Here is a 16,224-nt window from a genome sequence, read left to right on the forward strand (position 1 = left end):
CGACCCTATCCACGGCGCACCACTCCCGCTCCCTTCCGCGCCTCCCCCGGCGCCCCGTACGGGCGGCCCTCGCGCACCACCCGGCCGCCCCCGCGCGGCCTGCCGTGCTCGTACGCGCCGAACGCCGCCCGGCACACCAGCAGCGCCGCCGCGAACACCGGCAGCCAGGCCAGCCGGGCGGCCAGCCAGCCCGGCCCGTCGGGCACGGTGTGCAGACCGGGCAGCGGGCCGCTCAGCCGCAGAGCGGTCGAGGTGACCGCCATCATCGCGGTCTGGTGCCACAGGAAGACGGTCATCGCGGAGAGGTTCAGCAGCGCCACCACCGCCCAGACCGCGGGCCGCGCCAGCACCCGCCGCAGCGGCCCGAGCAGCAGCAGGGCCGCCCCGCACTGGGCCAGGCCGAAGGTGACGGCGGCCAGGGTCGGCGGGTTGAGGTTGGATATCGCGGCGCCGGGCACCCCGACCATGGCCGCCGGATAGCCGCCGAACAGGACGAGAGCGGCCGTGGTCACCCCGCCGCCGAGCAGCAGCACCCAGCCGGTCGTGCGCCCCCGCAGCCCACCGCGCGCCCACGCCGCGCCCAGGCAGTACGGGACCAGCCAGCCCGCCGCCAGATTGATCCAGCCGACCCAGGCGGGCCCGCCGAAGCCGAACCGGAGCAGGTCGACGTGGAGGACGACGGCGAGCGGCCACAGCGGATGCAGCCGCGCCACCAGCGGGGTCGCCGCCGTGAGCGCCGCGAAGACCAGCAGGAACCAGAGCGGTGACAGCACCAGTTTGAGCAGGGTGTGCAGGGTCGTCAGGCCCACCCCGGAGGCCAGCATCGCGCCCGCCGCCAGGGTCCACACCACCAGCACCGCGGCGACCGGCCGGAACAGCCGGGCCAGCCGGGCCCCCAGCCACTGCCGGTACGTCACGCCCCGGGCGCGAGCGGACGCGTGGCTGCGCGCGCTCATCTGCCCTCCCACCAGGAAGAAGACCGCGAGGGTCTGGAACGCCCAGGAGAGCGGGACGAGATGGGGCTGGTACTGCAGCGGGCTGGCGGCCCGCACCGTGCCGCTGTCGGCGACCAGGGCGGTCACCAGCCAGTGGCCGAGCACGACGCCGAGGATGGCGAACGCGCGCAGCGCGTCCACGGCGCGGTCGCGCTCGGGTGCGGTGGCGGCGTCGACCCGCCGGATCAGCTCACGCATGCCCGTCCCCCACGATCCGGGCCAGGCTCCGCAGGCTGACGGAACCGGGCTTGAGGTAGTCGCTGTGGCCGCCGCCGCCCGCGTCGAAGATCTGGGCGCCGAAACCCTTCGAGACGGGATCGGTCCCCAGCCCGACGGTGGTGAACAGCAGCGGAATCCGCACATGCGGGACGTCGGCTATCCAGTCGTGCCCGCCCCGGCCCGCCCAGACGGCGGCCCGGGTGTGCAACTGGCCGACGCTGTGGGCGCCGACGCCGGGGCTCCCGTACAGGACGATGTCCGCTATCGCCAGGCCGGACGCGGCCCGGGCGCAGAGCAGCGAGCCGTAGGAGTGGCAGAGCAGCGATATCCGGGCCCGGGGCGCGGCGGAGGCCAGCTCCCCGGCGAAGGAGGCGAGCCGGGGCGCCGCCCGGTCGGCCCGCCCCGCCGTCAGCACCTCGGGGCTCACCGTGCCCGGCGTCCGGTACCCGAGCCAGGCGACGACAGCGCCCCGCTGCCCGAGTTGGTGCTTCAGCGCGACGGCCCCGGCGCGCAGGCGCCGGTACCGGTCGAGACTGGTGTCCGACCCCGGGACCAGGACGGCGATCCGCGTGGCGCGCGACAGATCCCCGAAGACCTCGGCGGAACGGCCCCCGTCCCGCCCGTCGAAGGAGAGGAACTGCCGCGCCGGGTCCGCCATTTCCCGCAGCGCGGCCGCCCGCCGCCGGTCCCCGTGCCCCGCGGCCATCCGCTCGGCGGCCCGGATGTCCGCGCGATGGGCGGCATACCGCGCGCCGAGGGCGGCGGGCGTCGCGGCGGTCAGCGCGGGGAGCGCCGACGGCGCGGGCGCCGGAACCGCCGCGGGCCGCGCGGCCCCCGCCACCGGCACGGCCACCGAGGCGGCGACGAGCACACCGAGCAGAGTGCGGCGCAGGCGGCCGCGCACACGAGATGCCATCCCTGTCCCCTTCCGTGCCGGATGTCGCACATACGGAAGGTAGGGAGCGGGACGGGTAGTTGGCGTCACTCCTGGGGGTGCACTCGCCACGTAGCTCTCAGGTACTACGGGTACGACCACTACGGGTACGGCCCGGGGCGCCCCTCAGCACCCGCCCACCCGCGGGCGCAGCACCTGCCCACCCGCGGGCGCGGGACCTGCGACGATCACGCCATGCCTGAAATCACCTTGATGTCCGACCCGAGGGTCGCGGCCGTGCCGGTCAGGGAGTGCGGGGAGCCGCTGGCCGACGTACGCCGCACACCGCGGCTGCTGGTCGACGGCCGGGCGGCGGACCCGGCCGGGGCCTACGCCTATCTGCGGCAGGGTCTGCTGGAGCGGCTGCTGGCGGCGCAGTCGGCGCTGCCGCGGGGGCTGCGACTGCTGTTCATCGAGGGTTACCGGCCGCCGGAGCTGCAGCGGCACTACTTCGAGCGCTACTCCGCCCGGCTGCGCGCCGCGCACCCCGCCTGGTCCGACGGGGAGATCCGGACCGCGGCGAGCCGCTACGTATCGCCGCCCGAAATCGCCCCGCACGGCGCCGGTGCCGCCGTCGACCTGACCCTCGCCGATGCGGACGGGCGCGAGCTGGACATGGGCACCCCCTGGGACGCGCCCCCGGAGGAGAGCGCGCGCGCCTGCTACACCGAGGCCCCGAACATCCCCGCCGGGGCCCGCGCCCACCGGAACGCCCTGGGCGCGGCGCTGACCTCGGCCGGGCTGGTGAACTACCCGACCGAGTGGTGGCACTGGTCGTACGGCGACCGCTACTGGGCCCTCCAGACCGGCGCCCCGGCGGCCCTGTACGGTCCGCGGGACCTCATGGAGACGCCCTGACCACACGGGCAGAGCGCGGCGACGGGCCCGTGTCGACGGACCTCAGACGGCGCGCGAGGCGGCGATCTGGCGGGCCATGATCGTCGTCAGTTCGTACGCCGTGTGGGAGGCCGCCACCGCGGTGATCTCCGCGTGGTCGTACGCCGGGGCGACCTCGACCAGGTCGGCGGAGACCAGGTGGCATCCGGCCAGGCCGCGCAGGATCTCCAGCAGCTCGCGGGAGGTGAGGCCGCCCGCCTCGGGGGTGCCGGTGCCGGGGGCATGGGCCGGGTCCAGGACGTCGATGTCGATGGAGATGTAGAGCGGCCGGTCGCCGATGCGCTGCCGCAGCTGGTCGGTGATCTCGTCCACGCCGCGCCGCATGACGTCGGCGGAGGTGACGATGCCGAAGCCCATTTTCTCGTCGTCGTCCAGGTCCTGCTTGCCGTACAGCGGGCCGCGGGTGCCGACGTGCGAGAGGGCGGAGGTGTCGAGGATGCCCTCCTCGACGGCGCGCCGGAAGGGCGTGCCGTGGGTGTACTCGGCGCCGAAGTAGGTGTCCCAGGTGTCCAGGTGGGCGTCGAAGTGCAGCAGGGCGACCGGACCGTGCTTGCGGGCGACGGACCGCAGCAGCGGGAGGGCGATGGTGTGGTCGCCGCCGAGGGTCATGAGTCGGGCGCCGCTGTCGAGGATGTCGTCGGCGGCGGCCTGGACCGTCTCCACCGCCTCGTCGATGTTGAAGGGGTTCGCGGCGATGTCCCCGGCGTCGGCGACCTGGGCGAGGGCGAAGGGCGCGGCGTCCTGCGCCGGGTTGTACGGGCGCAGCAGCCGGGACGCCTCGCGGATGGCGTTGCCGCCGAAGCGGGCGCCGGGGCGGTAGGAGACGCCGGTGTCGAAGGGCACACCGACCACGGCGACGTCCGCGGTGCCGCCGACCTCGTCGACGCGCGGCAGCCGGGCGAAGGTGGCGGGGCCCGCGTAGCGGGGGATGCGGGACGAGTCGACGGGGCCGACGGGGGTTCCGGTGGGCTCACTGTCTGCTGCGGTCATGAATTCGAGCGTAGGCAGAGTGGTCGCGCGACCACATGTACGTTCCCCAGCACCCGGCCCGGGCGATTTGGACACCGCGTCCATTGGCCCCACGGCCGCGCGGGTGTCGTGCCTGGTGACGCGCCCCGGGCGCGCCCGGGGTGCGCCCGGGTCGCGCCGGGTGACACGCCCGGGTCACTGCCCGGGTGCACCTGATGTCGCGGCGGCTCTGTCGGGTGATCTGTATCTCCCCCCGCTCGAGCACCTCGCGTGTTAGGCTCGTGGCAGTTGCAGTTTTGGTACCCATGAACGTTATGTGCGCCTGACGAGATGTAGCGTCAGGCGCATTTTTGTTTTCACCGGTCATTTCCGGATGGGGTCAATGCGGCGACGCGGAGTCCGTGACATACGGGTTCCGGTTCGGCCCCCATTGAAGGAGAAATGACATGGCTACTGGCACCGTGAAGTGGTTCAACTCGGAAAAGGGTTTCGGCTTCATCGAGCAGGATGGCGGCGGCGCCGACGTCTTCGCCCACTACTCGAACATCGCCACCCAGGGCTTCCGTGAGCTGCAGGAAGGCCAGAAGGTGACCTTCGACGTCACGCAGGGCCAGAAGGGCCCGCAGGCCGAGAACATCGTTCCCGCCTGACGCAGCGCATACCGCGAGCCGGGGCCCGCACCTGACCAGGTGCGGGCCCCGGCTCGTGCCCGCTTTCCGCGGGCCGATCCCCGCCCGTTACAGGAAGGCGCCGCATGAGCCGTTACGCCAGCTCGTCCCGCAGGCCCCGGTCACACTCCCGTTCCCCCGTTCGTACCAGCCGTCCCTCCGACGGCGGCAACGAATTCGCCCTGCCGCGCGGCACCACCCCGGTGCTGCCCGCCGTCGCGACGTTCGCCGAACTGGACCTTCCGGACGGTCTCGCCGCGGAGCTGGCGCTCCAGGGCGTCACCGTGCCGTTCCCGATCCAGGCGGCCACCCTCCCCAGCGCTCTGGTGGGCCGTGACGTACTCGGGCGCGCGCAGACCGGCTCCGGAAAGACACTGGCCTTCGGCCTCGCACTGCTGGCCCGCACCGCCGGGCAGCGCGCCGAACCCCGCCGTCCGCTCGGCCTGGTCCTGGTGCCCACGCGGGAGCTGGCCCAGCAGGTCTCCGACGCGCTCACGCCGTACGCCCGTCGGCTGCGGCTGCGCCCGGCCACCGTGGTGGGCGGCATGTCGATCAACCGTCAGGCCGAGGCCCTGCGCAACGGCGCCGAGGTGGTCATCGCGACGCCGGGCCGCCTTCACGACCTGATCGAACGCGGCGACTGCCGACTGGACCAGGTGCGCATCACCGTTCTCGACGAGGCCGACCAGATGGCCGACATGGGATTCCTCCCCCAGGTGACCCGGCTGCTGCGTCAGGTGCCCGCCGACGGCCAGCGCATGCTGTTCTCCGCGACCCTCGACAACAACATCAGTAAACTGGTGCGCGAGTTCCTCACCGACCCGGCGCTGCACTCGGTCGACCCGTCGGCGGGCGCGGTCACCACGATGGAGCACCATGTGCTGCACATCGCGGACACCGACAAGCGCTCCGTCGCCACCCGGGTCGCCGCGCGGGACGGCCGCGTCATCATGTTCCTGGACACCAAGCACGCCGTCGACCGGCTGACCCGTCATCTGCTGGCCAACGGCGTACGGGCGGCGGCGCTGCACGGCGGCAAGTCCCAGCCGCAGCGCACCAAGACCCTGGAGCGCTTCAAGACCGGCGTCGTCACCGCGCTCGTGGCCACGAACGTCGCGGCCCGCGGCATCCATGTCGACGACCTCGACCTGGTCCTCAACGTGGATCCGCCCGCGGACCACAAGGACTATCTGCACCGCGGCGGGCGCACCGCCCGCGCGGGCGGCTCCGGCAGCGTCGTCACCCTCGTCCTGCCCGACCAGCGCCGCGACATGACCCGGCTGATGGCCGCCGCGGGCATCACCCCGAACACGGCCCGGGTGCACTCGACCGACTCCGAGCTGACCCGCATCACCGGCGCGCAGGAGCCCTCGGGGGTCCCGGTGACGATCAGCACCCCCGCCCCCCAGCAGGCGCCCGGCCCCCGGCAGGCGCGCCGCGGCGGCGGCTCCGGCCGCGGCTCCCGGGGCGGCTCGGGGCGCGGCTCCGGCGGCGGAGCGGGGCGCGGGGCCTCCGGCGGCTCTGGGCGTAGCTCCGGCGGCGGTACGGGACGCGGGACCGGCGGCGGCTCCGGCGGCGGCTCCGGGCGTGGCTCCGGCGGCGGAACGGGCGGCTCAGGCGGCTCCAGCGGGTCGGGGCGGGGCTCCGGCGGCGGAGTGGGCCGTAACCGCCGTTCCGGTCGCTAGCAGGTGCAGGCGGTCCGCGACCGCCCCGGCCATGACGTACCCGGCACCCCTGGGTTCGTCATGGCCGCGTCACATCGGGACGCGTCCGCGGGGCGAGTATTGCCCCCCCATTTCCCGGACACAGGGGCGACAATGGGCCACATGCCGATACCCAGTACCGTGCCCAGCCGTACCGAGCTGATCGACCATCTCGTCCGTACGCGCATCGCGGGTGACGTCGCCACCCCACGCGAGAACAACCTCTCCCACTACCGCAAGCTCGCGAACGGCGACCGCCACTACTGGCTGGGGCTGGAGCTGGGCGACCGCTGGGTGGACGAGCAGGACGTGCTGGCCGTCATGGCGGAGCGGTGCGGCGTGGTCGACGACCCGGAGCACCGCACCGGGCAGGACACGATCGACCCGGAGCTGACGGTCGGCGCGCTGGACCGGATGGCGTCGGTGCTGCGGAAGGCGGCCGAGGCGCGGCAGCGGGTGCTGTTCGCCACGGGCCACCCGGGCGGGCTGCTGGAGGTGCACAGCGCCACGGCGTCGGCGCTGCACGCGGCGGGGTGCGAGATCGTCGAGATCCCGGGCGGGCTGCACGCGGACGAGGGGTACGTCTTCCAGTTCTGCGACGTGGCCATGCTGGAGCGCGGCGCCACGCTGTGGCACACCCACTCCCCCGCCCCCATGGCGGCGATCCTGGACGGGCTGGCCCGGGAGGGGCGGCCGCTGCCGGACCTGGTGGTCGCCGACCACGGCTGGGCGGGGTGCGCGGGAGAGCGCGGCATCGACGCGGTGGGGTACGCGGACTGCAACGACCCGGCGCTGTTCCTCGGCGAGGCGGAGGGGACGCTTCAGGCGGTGGTACCGCTGGACGACCACGTCACCAACCCGAGGTTCTACGCGCCGATGACGGCCTATCTGCTGGACGCGGCGGGGCTGACGGCCCAGTTCTGACGCCGGTCGCCCGGGACGCGCGTTGGTCGCCCGGGACGCGCGTCCCGGGCGACGCGCGTCACGTGGCCGCTCCCGGGGTCACTTCCTCGGCCGCGGGACCCGCATGACCCCTTCCTGGATCACCGAGACGGCCAGCCGCCCGTCGGCGGTGAAGATGCGGCCCTTGGCGAGGCCGCGGCCGCCGGACGAGGACGGGCTCTCCTGGTCGTACAGCAGCCAGTCGTCCACGCGGAACGGCCGGTGGAACCACATGGCGTGGTCGAGGCTGGCGCCGACGATGTCGCCGACCGCCCAGCCGCCGCGGCCGTGGGCGAGGAGCACCGAGTCCAGCAGCGTCATGTCGGACACATAGGTGGCCAGGCAGAGGTGCAGCAGCGGATCGTCGGCGGCGCCGTCCAGTTTGCCGTCGGTCCGGAACCAAACCTGCGACTTCGGCTCGCGGGGCTGCCCGACGCTGCCGTACGGCGGAGCGTCCACGTACCGCAGGTCGACGGCAGCCCGGGCCTGGAGCATCCGGTCGACCACCCCGGGCCCGGCGAGCAGGTGCTCGTACCGGGGCAGCAGCTCCTCGGCGGTGGGCAGCGAGAGCGGGTCCGGTACGTCCGGCATCGGCTCCTGGTGCTCCAGCCCCTCCTCGTGCAGCTGGAAGGAGGCGGACAGATGGAAGATCGGCTGCCCGTGCTGGACGGCGACCACGCGGCGCGTCGTGAAGGAGAAGCCGTCACGGATCCGGTCGACCGTGTAGACGATCGGCGCCCCGGGGTCACCGGGCCGCAGGAAGTAGGCGTGCAGCGAGTGCGGCGGCCGGTCCTCCGGGACCGTGCGGCCCGCGGCGACCAGGGCCTGGGCGGCCACCTGGCCGCCGAAGACCCGCGGCACGAGGGGTGCGGCATCGCTGGTGCCGCGGAACATGTCCTCTTCGATCCGCTCCAGGTCGAGCAGGTCGAGCAGGCTCTGTAGTGCGTCATTCATGGTTCACGCAGTCTTGCAGACCCGTGTTGCGACGCCGTTGCCGATGAGCGCGCACATGGCGACCGTCACAGTCCCATCGACTTGGCGACGATGGACCGCATGACCTCGCTGGTCCCGCCGTAGATGCGGGTGACGCGGGTGTCCGCGTACAGCCGGGCGATGGGGTACTCCATCATGTAGCCGTAACCGCCGTGCAGCTGCAGGCACTTGTCGATGACGACGGCCGCGCGCTCGGTGGTGAACAGCTTCGCCGAGGCGGCGTCGGCGGCGGACAGCTCACCGGCGTCGTGCGCCTCCAGGGCCCGGTCGACGACGGCCTGCATCGCGTCCACCTCGGCCTTGCAGTCGGCCAGGGTGAACTTGGTGTTCTGGAAGGACGCCACGCTCTTGCCGAAGACCTCGCGGTCCTGCACATAGCTCTTGGCGAACTCGACGGCCGCGGCGGCCTGCGCGTACGCGCCGACGGCGATACCCAGGCGCTCCTGCGGCAGGTTGTGCGCGAGGTAGCCGAACGCCTTGCCCTCCTCGCCCAGCAGGTCCGCCACCGGCACCTTGACGTCGGTGAACGACAGCTCGGCGGTGTCAGAGGTCTTCAGCCCCAGCTTCTCCAGCTTCCGGCCGACCGCGTACCCCTCGCTCTTGGTGTCCACGACCAGGATGGATATCCCGGCGCGGCGGTCCTCGGGGGTGGCGGGGGCGGTGCGGGCGCAGACCAGGACGCGGTCGGCGAGCACCCCGCCGGTGATGAAGGTCTTGGCGCCGTTGAGCACGTAGTGCGTGCCGTCCTCGGACAGCTTGGCGGTCGTCTTCATGCCCGCCAGGTCCGAGCCGGTGCCCGGCTCCGTCATGGCGATGGCGGTCATCAGGTCGCCCGAGACGAAGGAGGGCAGCCAGCGCCGCTTCTGCTCCTCGTTGGCGTACTTGAGGATGTACGGCAGGCAGAGCGCGGTGTGGACGCTGCTGCCGCCGAAGCTCACCCCGGCGCGGGCGGTCTCCTCGGTGATGACCGCGTTGAACTTGAAGCTGGTCTCGCCCGCGCCGCCGTACTCCTCGGGGACCTCGATGCCGAAGATGCCCAGCTCGCCGAGCTTCTTGTAGAAGTCGCGCGGAGCCTGACCGGCCTCCCGCCACTCCTCGTAGTACGGAACGACCTCGGCGGCGATGAAGTCGCGGATGGTCTCCCGGAATGCCTCGTGGTCCTCGTTGAACACCGTGCGACGCATCTCTGCGGCCTCCCTCTGGCTAAGCGCTTGCTCAGCCGAAGTTACCGTCGAGTTAGCGCCCCTGTCCAGAGCCGTCCGCGTCGTGGGCCGCACCGAACGCACCCAGGGCCAGCCGGTGCAGCAGGGCGGCGGTGGCCTCCCGGCCGGGGAGGGCGCCGGGGCGGCCCAGGTGGGGGGTGGAGTTGAGCAGCCCGAAGACGGCGTGGACGCAGGCCCGGGCCTCGGTCTCGGTGAGCCCCGGATAGACCTGCCGCACGACCTCGACCCACAGCTCCACGTACTGCCGCTGGAGCGAGCGCACCAGCTTGCGGTCGGTGTCCCGGAGCCGGTCCAGCTCGCGGTCGTGGAGGACGATCAGCGGGCGGTCGTCCAGGGCGAAGTCGATGTGGCCCTCGATGAGCGAGTCCAGCACCGCCGCCGGGGCGTCCCCGGCGTCCGCCGCCTCCGCGGTGCGCCGCTTGCCGCCGGTCAGCAGCCGGCCGCTGATGCCGACCAGCAGCTCGGCCAGCATCGCCTCCTTCCCGGCGAAGTGACGGTAGAGGCCGGGGCCGCTGATGCCGACCGCCGCGCCTATCTCGTCGACGCCGACGCCATGGAAGCCGCGCTCGGCGAAGAGCCGGGCGGCCTCCTTGAGGATCTGTTCGCGGCGGGTCGGTGCAGGGGCTTGCGTGCTCATGGAAGCAATTCTAGACAGCGCGGTTAGTGGTCGTTAACCTAGTGGGTATCAGGTTAACGACCACTAACCACTCGGCGGGTGAGCGCACACCGAGTGGGCACGCGAGCGAGGGGGCCCGTAGCGATGGAGCAGGCACCGGTGCTGCGAAGCGGCGCCGATCCGGGGTCCGACGCCTGGCAGGCCAACGAGGCCGCGCACGGCGAGCTGGCCGCGGGGCTGCGCGAGAAGCTCGCCGCGGCCCGGCTGGGCGGCGGCGAGAAGGCGCGGGCCCGGCACACCGCGCGCGGCAAGCTGCTGCCGCGCGACCGGGTGGACACCCTGCTGGACCCGGGCTCGCCGTTCCTGGAGCTGGCGCCGCTCGCCGCCGACGGGCTGTACGAGGGCCAGGCCCCGGCGGCGGGGGTGATCGCCGGGATCGGGCGGGTCGCGGGCCGCGAGGTGGTCGTCATCGCCAATGACGCCACGGTCAAGGGCGGCACGTACTACCCGATGACGGTGAAGAAGCATCTGCGCGCCCAGGAGGTCGCGCTGGAGAACCGGCTGCCGTGCGTCTATCTGGTCGACTCCGGCGGCGCCTTCCTCCCCATGCAGGACGAGGTCTTCCCGGACCGCGACCACTTCGGGCGGATCTTCTACAACCAGGCCCGGATGTCCGGCGCCGGGATCCCGCAGATCGCGGCGGTGCTCGGGTCGTGCACGGCGGGCGGGGCCTATGTCCCGGCGATGAGCGACGAGGCCGTCATCGTGCGCGGGCAGGGCACGATCTTCCTGGGCGGGCCGCCGCTGGTGAAGGCGGCCACCGGCGAGGTCGTCACCGCGGAGGAGCTGGGCGGCGGCGAGGTCCACTCCCGCGTCTCGGGCGTCACCGACCACCTCGCCGAGGACGACGCCCACGCCCTGCGCATCGTCCGTACGATCGTCTCCACCCTGCCGCCCTCCCCCGCCCAGCAGGGCGCGCCGCCCTGGCCGCTCACGCCCTCCGAGGAGCCCGCGGTCGACCCCGCGGGGATGTACGGGGCGGTCCCGGTCGACTCCCGGACGCCGTACGACGTGCGCGAGGTGATCGCGCGCGTGGTGGACGGCTCGCGGTTCGCCGAGTTCAAGGCCGAGTTCGGGACGACGCTGGTCACCGGCTTCGCCCGGATCATGGGCCATCCGGTGGGCATCGTCGCCAACAACGGCATCCTGTTCTCCGAATCCGCCCAGAAGGGCGCCCACTTCATCGAGCTGTGCGATCAGCGCGGCATCCCCCTGGTCTTCCTGCAGAACATCTCGGGCTTCATGGTCGGCCGCAGCTACGAGGCGGGCGGCATCGCCAAGCACGGCGCCAAGATGGTCACCGCCGTCGCCTGCACCCGCGTTCCCAAGCTGACGGTCGTCATCGGCGGCTCCTACGGCGCGGGCAACTACTCGATGTGCGGCCGCGCCTATTCGCCGCGCTTCCTGTGGATGTGGCCCAACGCCAAGATCTCGGTGATGGGCGGCGAGCAGGCCGCCTCCGTCCTCGCGACCGTCAAGCGCGACCAGTTGGAGGCGCGTGGCGAGAAGTGGAGCACGGAGGACGAGGAGGCGTTCCGGGCGCCGGTCCGCGAGCAGTACGAGACCCAGGGCAGCGCGTACTACGCCACGGCGCGGCTGTGGGACGACGGGGTGATCGACCCGCTGGAGACCCGTACGGTGCTCGGCCTCGCCCTCACCGCGTGCGCGAGCGCCCCGCTGCCCGACCGCACGGCCAAGGAACCCGCGGCGCCCGGCTACGGCGTCTTCCGGATGTGAGGGGATGCACCCGATGAGTGCGGCGCATGCGATGTTCGACACGGTCCTGGTGGCCAACCGCGGGGAGATCGCGGTGCGCGTCATCCGCACCCTGCGGCGGCTCGGCGTCCGCTCGGTCGCCGTGTACAGCGACGCCGACGCGGACGCCAGGCACGTCCGGGAGGCGGACACGGCCGTGCGGATCGGCCCCGCGGCCGCCGCGGAGAGCTATCTGTCGATCGAGCGGCTGCTGGAGGCGGCGGTCCGCACCGGCGCCCGAGCCGTCCACCCCGGCTATGGCTTCCTCGCGGAAAACGCGGCGTTCGCCCGCGCCTGCGCCGACGCCGGGCTCGTCTTCATCGGCCCGCCGGCCGGGGCCATCGAGCTGATGGGCGACAAGATCCGCGCCAAGGAGACCGTGCGCGCGGCCGGTGTGCCCGTGGTGCCGGGCTCCTCCGGCAGCGGCCTGACGGACGCCCAGCTCATCGACGCCGCCCGGGAGATCGGCACCCCCGTGCTGCTCAAGCCGTCCGCGGGCGGCGGCGGCAAGGGCATGCGGCTGGTGCGGGACGAGTCGCTGCTCGCCGACGAGATCGCGGCCGCCCGGCGCGAGGCGCGCGGCGCGTTCGGCGATGACACGCTGCTGGTCGAGCGCTGGATCGACCGGCCGCGCCATATCGAGATCCAGGTGCTGGCGGACGGCCACGGCCAGGTGATCCACCTCGGCGAGCGCGAATGCTCGCTGCAGCGCCGCCATCAGAAGATCATCGAGGAGGCGCCCAGCCCGCTGCTGGACGACACCACCCGGGCGCTGATGGGTGAGGCCGCGGTGCAGGCGGCGCGGTCGTGCGGCTATGTGGGCGCGGGCACGGTGGAGTTCATCGTGCCGGGCGCCGACCCCTCCGCGTACTGCTTCATGGAGATGAACACCCGCCTCCAGGTCGAGCACCCGGTCACCGAGCTGATCACCGGGCTCGATCTGGTCGAGTGGCAGCTGCGGGTCGCCGCGGGCGAACCGCTGCCCTGCGGGCAGGACGGCATCACCTTCGGCGGCCATGCGGTGGAGGCCCGTATCTGCGCCGAGACCGCCCGCGTGGCGGGCGACGGCCGGGTGGACTTCCTGCCGTCGGCCGGGCCGGTGCTCGCTCTGGACGAGCCCACGGGCGAGGGGGTGCGCGTCGACTCCGGGCTGAGCACCGGCACGGAGGTCGGCACGGTGTACGACCCGATGCTCGCCAAGGTCATCGCCCACGGCCCGGACCGCCCCACGGCGCTGCGTCGGCTGCGCGCCGCCCTCGGTTCCCTGACCGTCCTCGGCGTCGACACCAACACCGGCTTCCTCCGCCGTCTGGCCGCCCATCCCGAGGTCGTCTCGGGCGTCATGGACACCGGTCTGGTCGACCGCGCGGCGGCCTCGCTCAGCCCGTCCACGATCCCCGACGAGGTCTACGCGGCGGCGGCGCTGCTGCGCCAGGCGGCGCTGGAACCGGCCGTCGCGGATGCCTGGCTCGACCCGTTCTCGGTCCCGACCGGCTGGCGCCTGGGCGCCGAGCCCGCCTGGACGGTCCACCGCCTCCGCGTCGCGGGCCACGCCCCGGTGACGGTCCGGGTCCGCGGGCGGGCCCACGACGCGCGGGTGCGCATCGAGCACCCGGATGCCACGGAGGCGGACGGCGCGCGGCGCCCTGCGGCCGACCACACGGCGGGGACCGGCAGCGGCGGTACCGCAGCGGCCTCGGGCGTCGCGGCGCGGCTCGTGGGGCTGGAGGACGGCGCGGTCCTGCTGGACCTCGGCGGGGTCACCCACCGCTTCCGGTATGTCGCCCACGGCGCGAGCCACTGGCTGGGGCAGGGCGGGGATGCCTGGCGGGTGGTGGGGCACGACCCCATCGAGGAGGCGCTGCGCGGCGGGGCCACCGCGGCGCACGCCGGGGAGCTGACGGCCCCCATGCCCGGCACCGTCACCGTCGTGAAGGCGGCCGTCGGGGACGAGGTCACCGCGGGCCAGGGCCTGCTGGTGGTCGAGGCGATGAAGATGGAGCACCTCATCTCCGCCCCGCACGACGGGACCGTCACCGAGCTGGAAGTGACCCCCGGCAGCACGGTCGCCATGGACCAGCTGCTGGCGGTCGTCGCCCCGCGCGAGACCGAGGAGCGTGCGTGATGACCCTCCCCATGACCGTCCCGGCCCCGGGGCTGCCCGCCCGGGTGCGTATCCATGAAGTGGGGCCGCGGGACGGGCTGCAGAACGAGAAGACGCTCGTGCCGGTCGCGGTGAAGGCCGAGTTCATCCGGCGGCTGGCCGACGCGGGGCTGACCACCATCGAGGCCACCAGCTTCGTCCGCCCGGAGTGGGTGCCGCAGCTGGCCGACGCCGAGCAGCTGATGCCGCTGATCGACGACGTGCGCGCCCGGCTTCCAGTGCTGGTGCCCAATCAGCGCGGTCTGGAGCGCGCGCTCGCGCTCGGCGCGCGCGAGATCGCCGTCTTCGGCAGCGCGACCGAGTCGTTCGCCAAGGCCAACCTCAACCGGACGGTGGACGAAGCGCTCGCCATGTTCGAACCGGTCGTCACCGCGGCGCGCGAGGCGGGCGTGACCGTGCGCGGCTATCTGTCGATGTGCTTCGGCGACCCCTGGGAGGGCCCGGTCCCGATCTCGCAGACCGTCTCGGTCAGCCGCCGCCTGATCGACATGGGGTGCGACGAGGTGAGCCTCGGCGACACCATCGGCGTGGCCACCCCCGGCCATGTGCAGGAGCTGCTGGCCACGCTGGGCGAGGCGGGCATCCCCGCCGACCGGCTGGCCGTCCACTTCCACGACACCTACGGTCAGGCCCTCGCCAACACCCTCGCCGCGCTCCAGTACGGCGTGACCACCGTCGACGCCTCCGCGGGCGGCCTGGGCGGCTGTCCGTACGCGAAGAGCGCCACCGGCAACCTCGCCACCGAAGACCTGGTCTGGATGCTCGACGGCCTCGGCGTCGAGACCGGGGTCGACATCCGCCGTCTCACCGCCACCAGCGTGTGGATGGCCCGGCACCTGGGCCGACCCAGCCCGTCCCGCACCGTCCGCGCCCTCTCCCAGAAGGAGATGTGAGTCATGGCGATCGACCATCGTCTCTCCCCCGAGCACGAGGAACTGCGCCGCACCGTCGAGGCGTTCGCGCACGATGTGGTCGCCCCGAAGATCGGGGAGTACTGGGAGCAGCACGAGTTCCCGTACGAGATCATCCGCGAGATGGGCCGGATGGGGCTGTTCGGGCTGCCGTTCCCGGAGGAGTACGGCGGGATGGGCGGCGACTACTTCGCGCTGTGCCTGGCCCTTGAGGAGCTGGCCCGGGTGGACTCCTCCGTCGCGATCACCCTGGAGGCCGGGGTCTCGCTCGGCGCGATGCCGATCTTCCTCTACGGGACGGAGGAGCAGAAGCGCCAGTGGCTGCCGGGGCTGTGCTCCGGGGAGACCCTGGGCGCCTTCGGCCTGACCGAGCCGGGCGGCGGCTCCGACGCGGGCGCCACCCGCACCACGGCCCGGCTGGACGAGACCACCGGCGAGTGGGTGATCAACGGCACCAAGTGCTTCATCACCAACGCGGGTACGGACATCACCGCCCTGATCACCGTCACCGCCGTCACCGACCGCACGGAGGACGGCCGCCCCAAGATCTCCTCCATCATCGTGCCGTCCGGCACCCCCGGCCTCAGCGTCGCCGCCCCCTACTCCAAGGTCGGCTGGAACGCCTCGGACACCCGCGAGCTGTCCTTCGCCGACTGCCGCGTCCCGGCCGCCAACCTCCTGGGCGACCTGGGCCGCGGCTACGCCCAGTTCCTCCGCATCCTCGACGAGGGCCGCATCGCCATCTCCGCCCTGGCCACCGGGCTCGCCCAGGGCTGCGTGGACGAGTCGGTGTCGTACGCCAGGACCCGCGAGGCCTTCGGCCGCCCCATCGGCGCCAACCAGGCCATCCAGTTCAAGATCGCCGACATGGAGACCCGCGCCCATATGGCCCGCGTCGCCTGGCGCGACGCGGCCTCCCGCCTGGTGCGCGGCGAGCCGTTCAAAAAGGAGGCGTCGATCGCGAAGCTGTACTCGTCGGAGATCGCGGTCACCAACGCCCGCGAGGCGACACAGGTCCACGGCGGATACGGCTTTATGAACGAGTACCCGGTGGCCCGGATGTGGCGGGATTCCAAGATCCTCGAAATCGGGGAGGGGACGAGCGAGGTGCAGCGGATGCTGATCGCGCGGGAGCTGGGATTCGCGAGCTGAGCGCACCGGGGCGCGGCCGTCGG

General features: G+C 73.2%; 14 protein-coding genes. 8 read left to right on the forward strand and 6 right to left on the reverse strand.

The genetic code is table 11. The annotated features are described in order from the left end of the window. Positions 1-5: 5 nt before the first annotated feature. Together ACZ59A_RS05955 and ACZ59A_RS05960 are read right to left on the reverse strand one after the other, a co-directional pair. Positions 6-1,193, reverse strand: coding sequence for an acyltransferase family protein (locus tag ACZ59A_RS05955; protein WP_470954015.1), 1,188 nt, complete (start codon positions 1,191-1,193; stop codon positions 6-8). Beyond that, positions 1,186-2,130 (reverse strand): alpha/beta hydrolase, encoded by a 945-nt coding sequence (locus tag ACZ59A_RS05960; RefSeq protein WP_470954017.1) that lies wholly within the window; start codon positions 2,128-2,130, stop codon positions 1,186-1,188. Before ACZ59A_RS05960 ends, ACZ59A_RS05955 begins: the two co-directional genes overlap by 8 nt. Positions 2,131-2,343: 213 nt before the next feature. Here ACZ59A_RS05960 and ACZ59A_RS05965 point away from each other — a divergent pair, with 213 nt between their 5' ends. Beyond that, on the forward strand, positions 2,344-3,006 hold the full coding sequence (locus ACZ59A_RS05965) for a M15 family metallopeptidase (protein WP_470954021.1): 663 nt from the start codon (positions 2,344-2,346) through the stop codon (positions 3,004-3,006). 42 nt (positions 3,007-3,048) lie between these two features. On the opposite strand, the gene speB is transcribed toward ACZ59A_RS05965, so the two are convergent. Beyond that, entirely contained in the window at positions 3,049-4,035 is a 987-nt protein-coding gene (gene speB, locus ACZ59A_RS05970; RefSeq protein ID WP_470954023.1) for an agmatinase, read from the reverse strand. Positions 4,036-4,460: 425 nt separating this feature from the next. Between speB and ACZ59A_RS05975 the strand changes: the two genes are divergently transcribed. From ACZ59A_RS05975 to ACZ59A_RS05985, 3 genes are all read left to right on the forward strand, one after another. Continuing rightward, on the forward strand, positions 4,461-4,664 hold the full coding sequence (locus tag ACZ59A_RS05975) for a cold-shock protein (protein ID WP_009715709.1): 204 nt from the start codon (positions 4,461-4,463) through the stop codon (positions 4,662-4,664). A 104-nt stretch (positions 4,665-4,768) separates the two neighbouring features. Beyond that, positions 4,769-6,367 (forward strand): DEAD/DEAH box helicase, encoded by a 1,599-nt coding sequence (locus ACZ59A_RS05980; RefSeq protein WP_470954025.1) that lies wholly within the window; start codon positions 4,769-4,771, stop codon positions 6,365-6,367. Between the two features lie 132 nt (positions 6,368-6,499). Beyond that, positions 6,500-7,309, forward strand: coding sequence for a phosphatase (locus ACZ59A_RS05985; protein ID WP_468052391.1), 810 nt, complete (start codon positions 6,500-6,502; stop codon positions 7,307-7,309). Between the two features lie 78 nt (positions 7,310-7,387). Here the strand turns inward: ACZ59A_RS05985 and ACZ59A_RS05990 are convergent, their stop codons facing one another. From ACZ59A_RS05990 to ACZ59A_RS06000, 3 genes are all read right to left on the reverse strand, one after another. Further along, positions 7,388-8,281 carry an acyl-CoA thioesterase gene (locus ACZ59A_RS05990; RefSeq protein WP_470954030.1) on the reverse strand — a complete coding sequence of 298 codons (894 nt, stop codon included), beginning with the start codon at positions 8,279-8,281 and terminating at the stop codon, positions 7,388-7,390. 65 nt (positions 8,282-8,346) lie between these two features. Then, complete coding sequence (locus ACZ59A_RS05995) at positions 8,347-9,504, reverse strand: acyl-CoA dehydrogenase family protein (RefSeq protein ID WP_470954032.1); 1,158 nt, start codon at positions 9,502-9,504, stop codon at positions 8,347-8,349. Positions 9,505-9,556: 52 nt separating this feature from the next. Continuing rightward, positions 9,557-10,180 carry an SACE_7040 family transcriptional regulator gene (locus tag ACZ59A_RS06000; RefSeq protein WP_470954035.1) on the reverse strand — a complete coding sequence of 208 codons (624 nt, stop codon included), beginning with the start codon at positions 10,178-10,180 and terminating at the stop codon, positions 9,557-9,559. Between the two features lie 123 nt (positions 10,181-10,303). Here ACZ59A_RS06000 and ACZ59A_RS06005 point away from each other — a divergent pair, with 123 nt between their 5' ends. From ACZ59A_RS06005 to ACZ59A_RS06020, 4 genes are read left to right on the forward strand one after another with little or no spacing between them, the layout of a single operon-like run. After that, entirely contained in the window at positions 10,304-11,956 is a 1,653-nt protein-coding gene (locus ACZ59A_RS06005) for a carboxyl transferase domain-containing protein (protein WP_470954038.1), read from the forward strand. Positions 11,957-11,987: 31 nt separating this feature from the next. Then, positions 11,988-14,099, forward strand: coding sequence for an acetyl/propionyl/methylcrotonyl-CoA carboxylase subunit alpha (locus tag ACZ59A_RS06010; RefSeq protein WP_470954660.1), 2,112 nt, complete (start codon positions 11,988-11,990; stop codon positions 14,097-14,099). Next, positions 14,099-15,031, forward strand: a complete 933-nt coding sequence (locus tag ACZ59A_RS06015; protein ID WP_470954039.1) for a hydroxymethylglutaryl-CoA lyase — start codon at positions 14,099-14,101, stop codon at positions 15,029-15,031. The genes ACZ59A_RS06010 and ACZ59A_RS06015 overlap by 1 nt, the downstream gene beginning before the upstream one ends. A gap of 3 nt (positions 15,032-15,034) precedes the next feature. Then, positions 15,035-16,201 carry an acyl-CoA dehydrogenase family protein gene (locus tag ACZ59A_RS06020; protein ID WP_470954040.1) on the forward strand — a complete coding sequence of 389 codons (1,167 nt, stop codon included), beginning with the start codon at positions 15,035-15,037 and terminating at the stop codon, positions 16,199-16,201. Positions 16,202-16,224: the final 23 nt, after the last annotated feature.

Source organism: Streptomyces sp. NPDC040405, assembly GCF_055595765.1.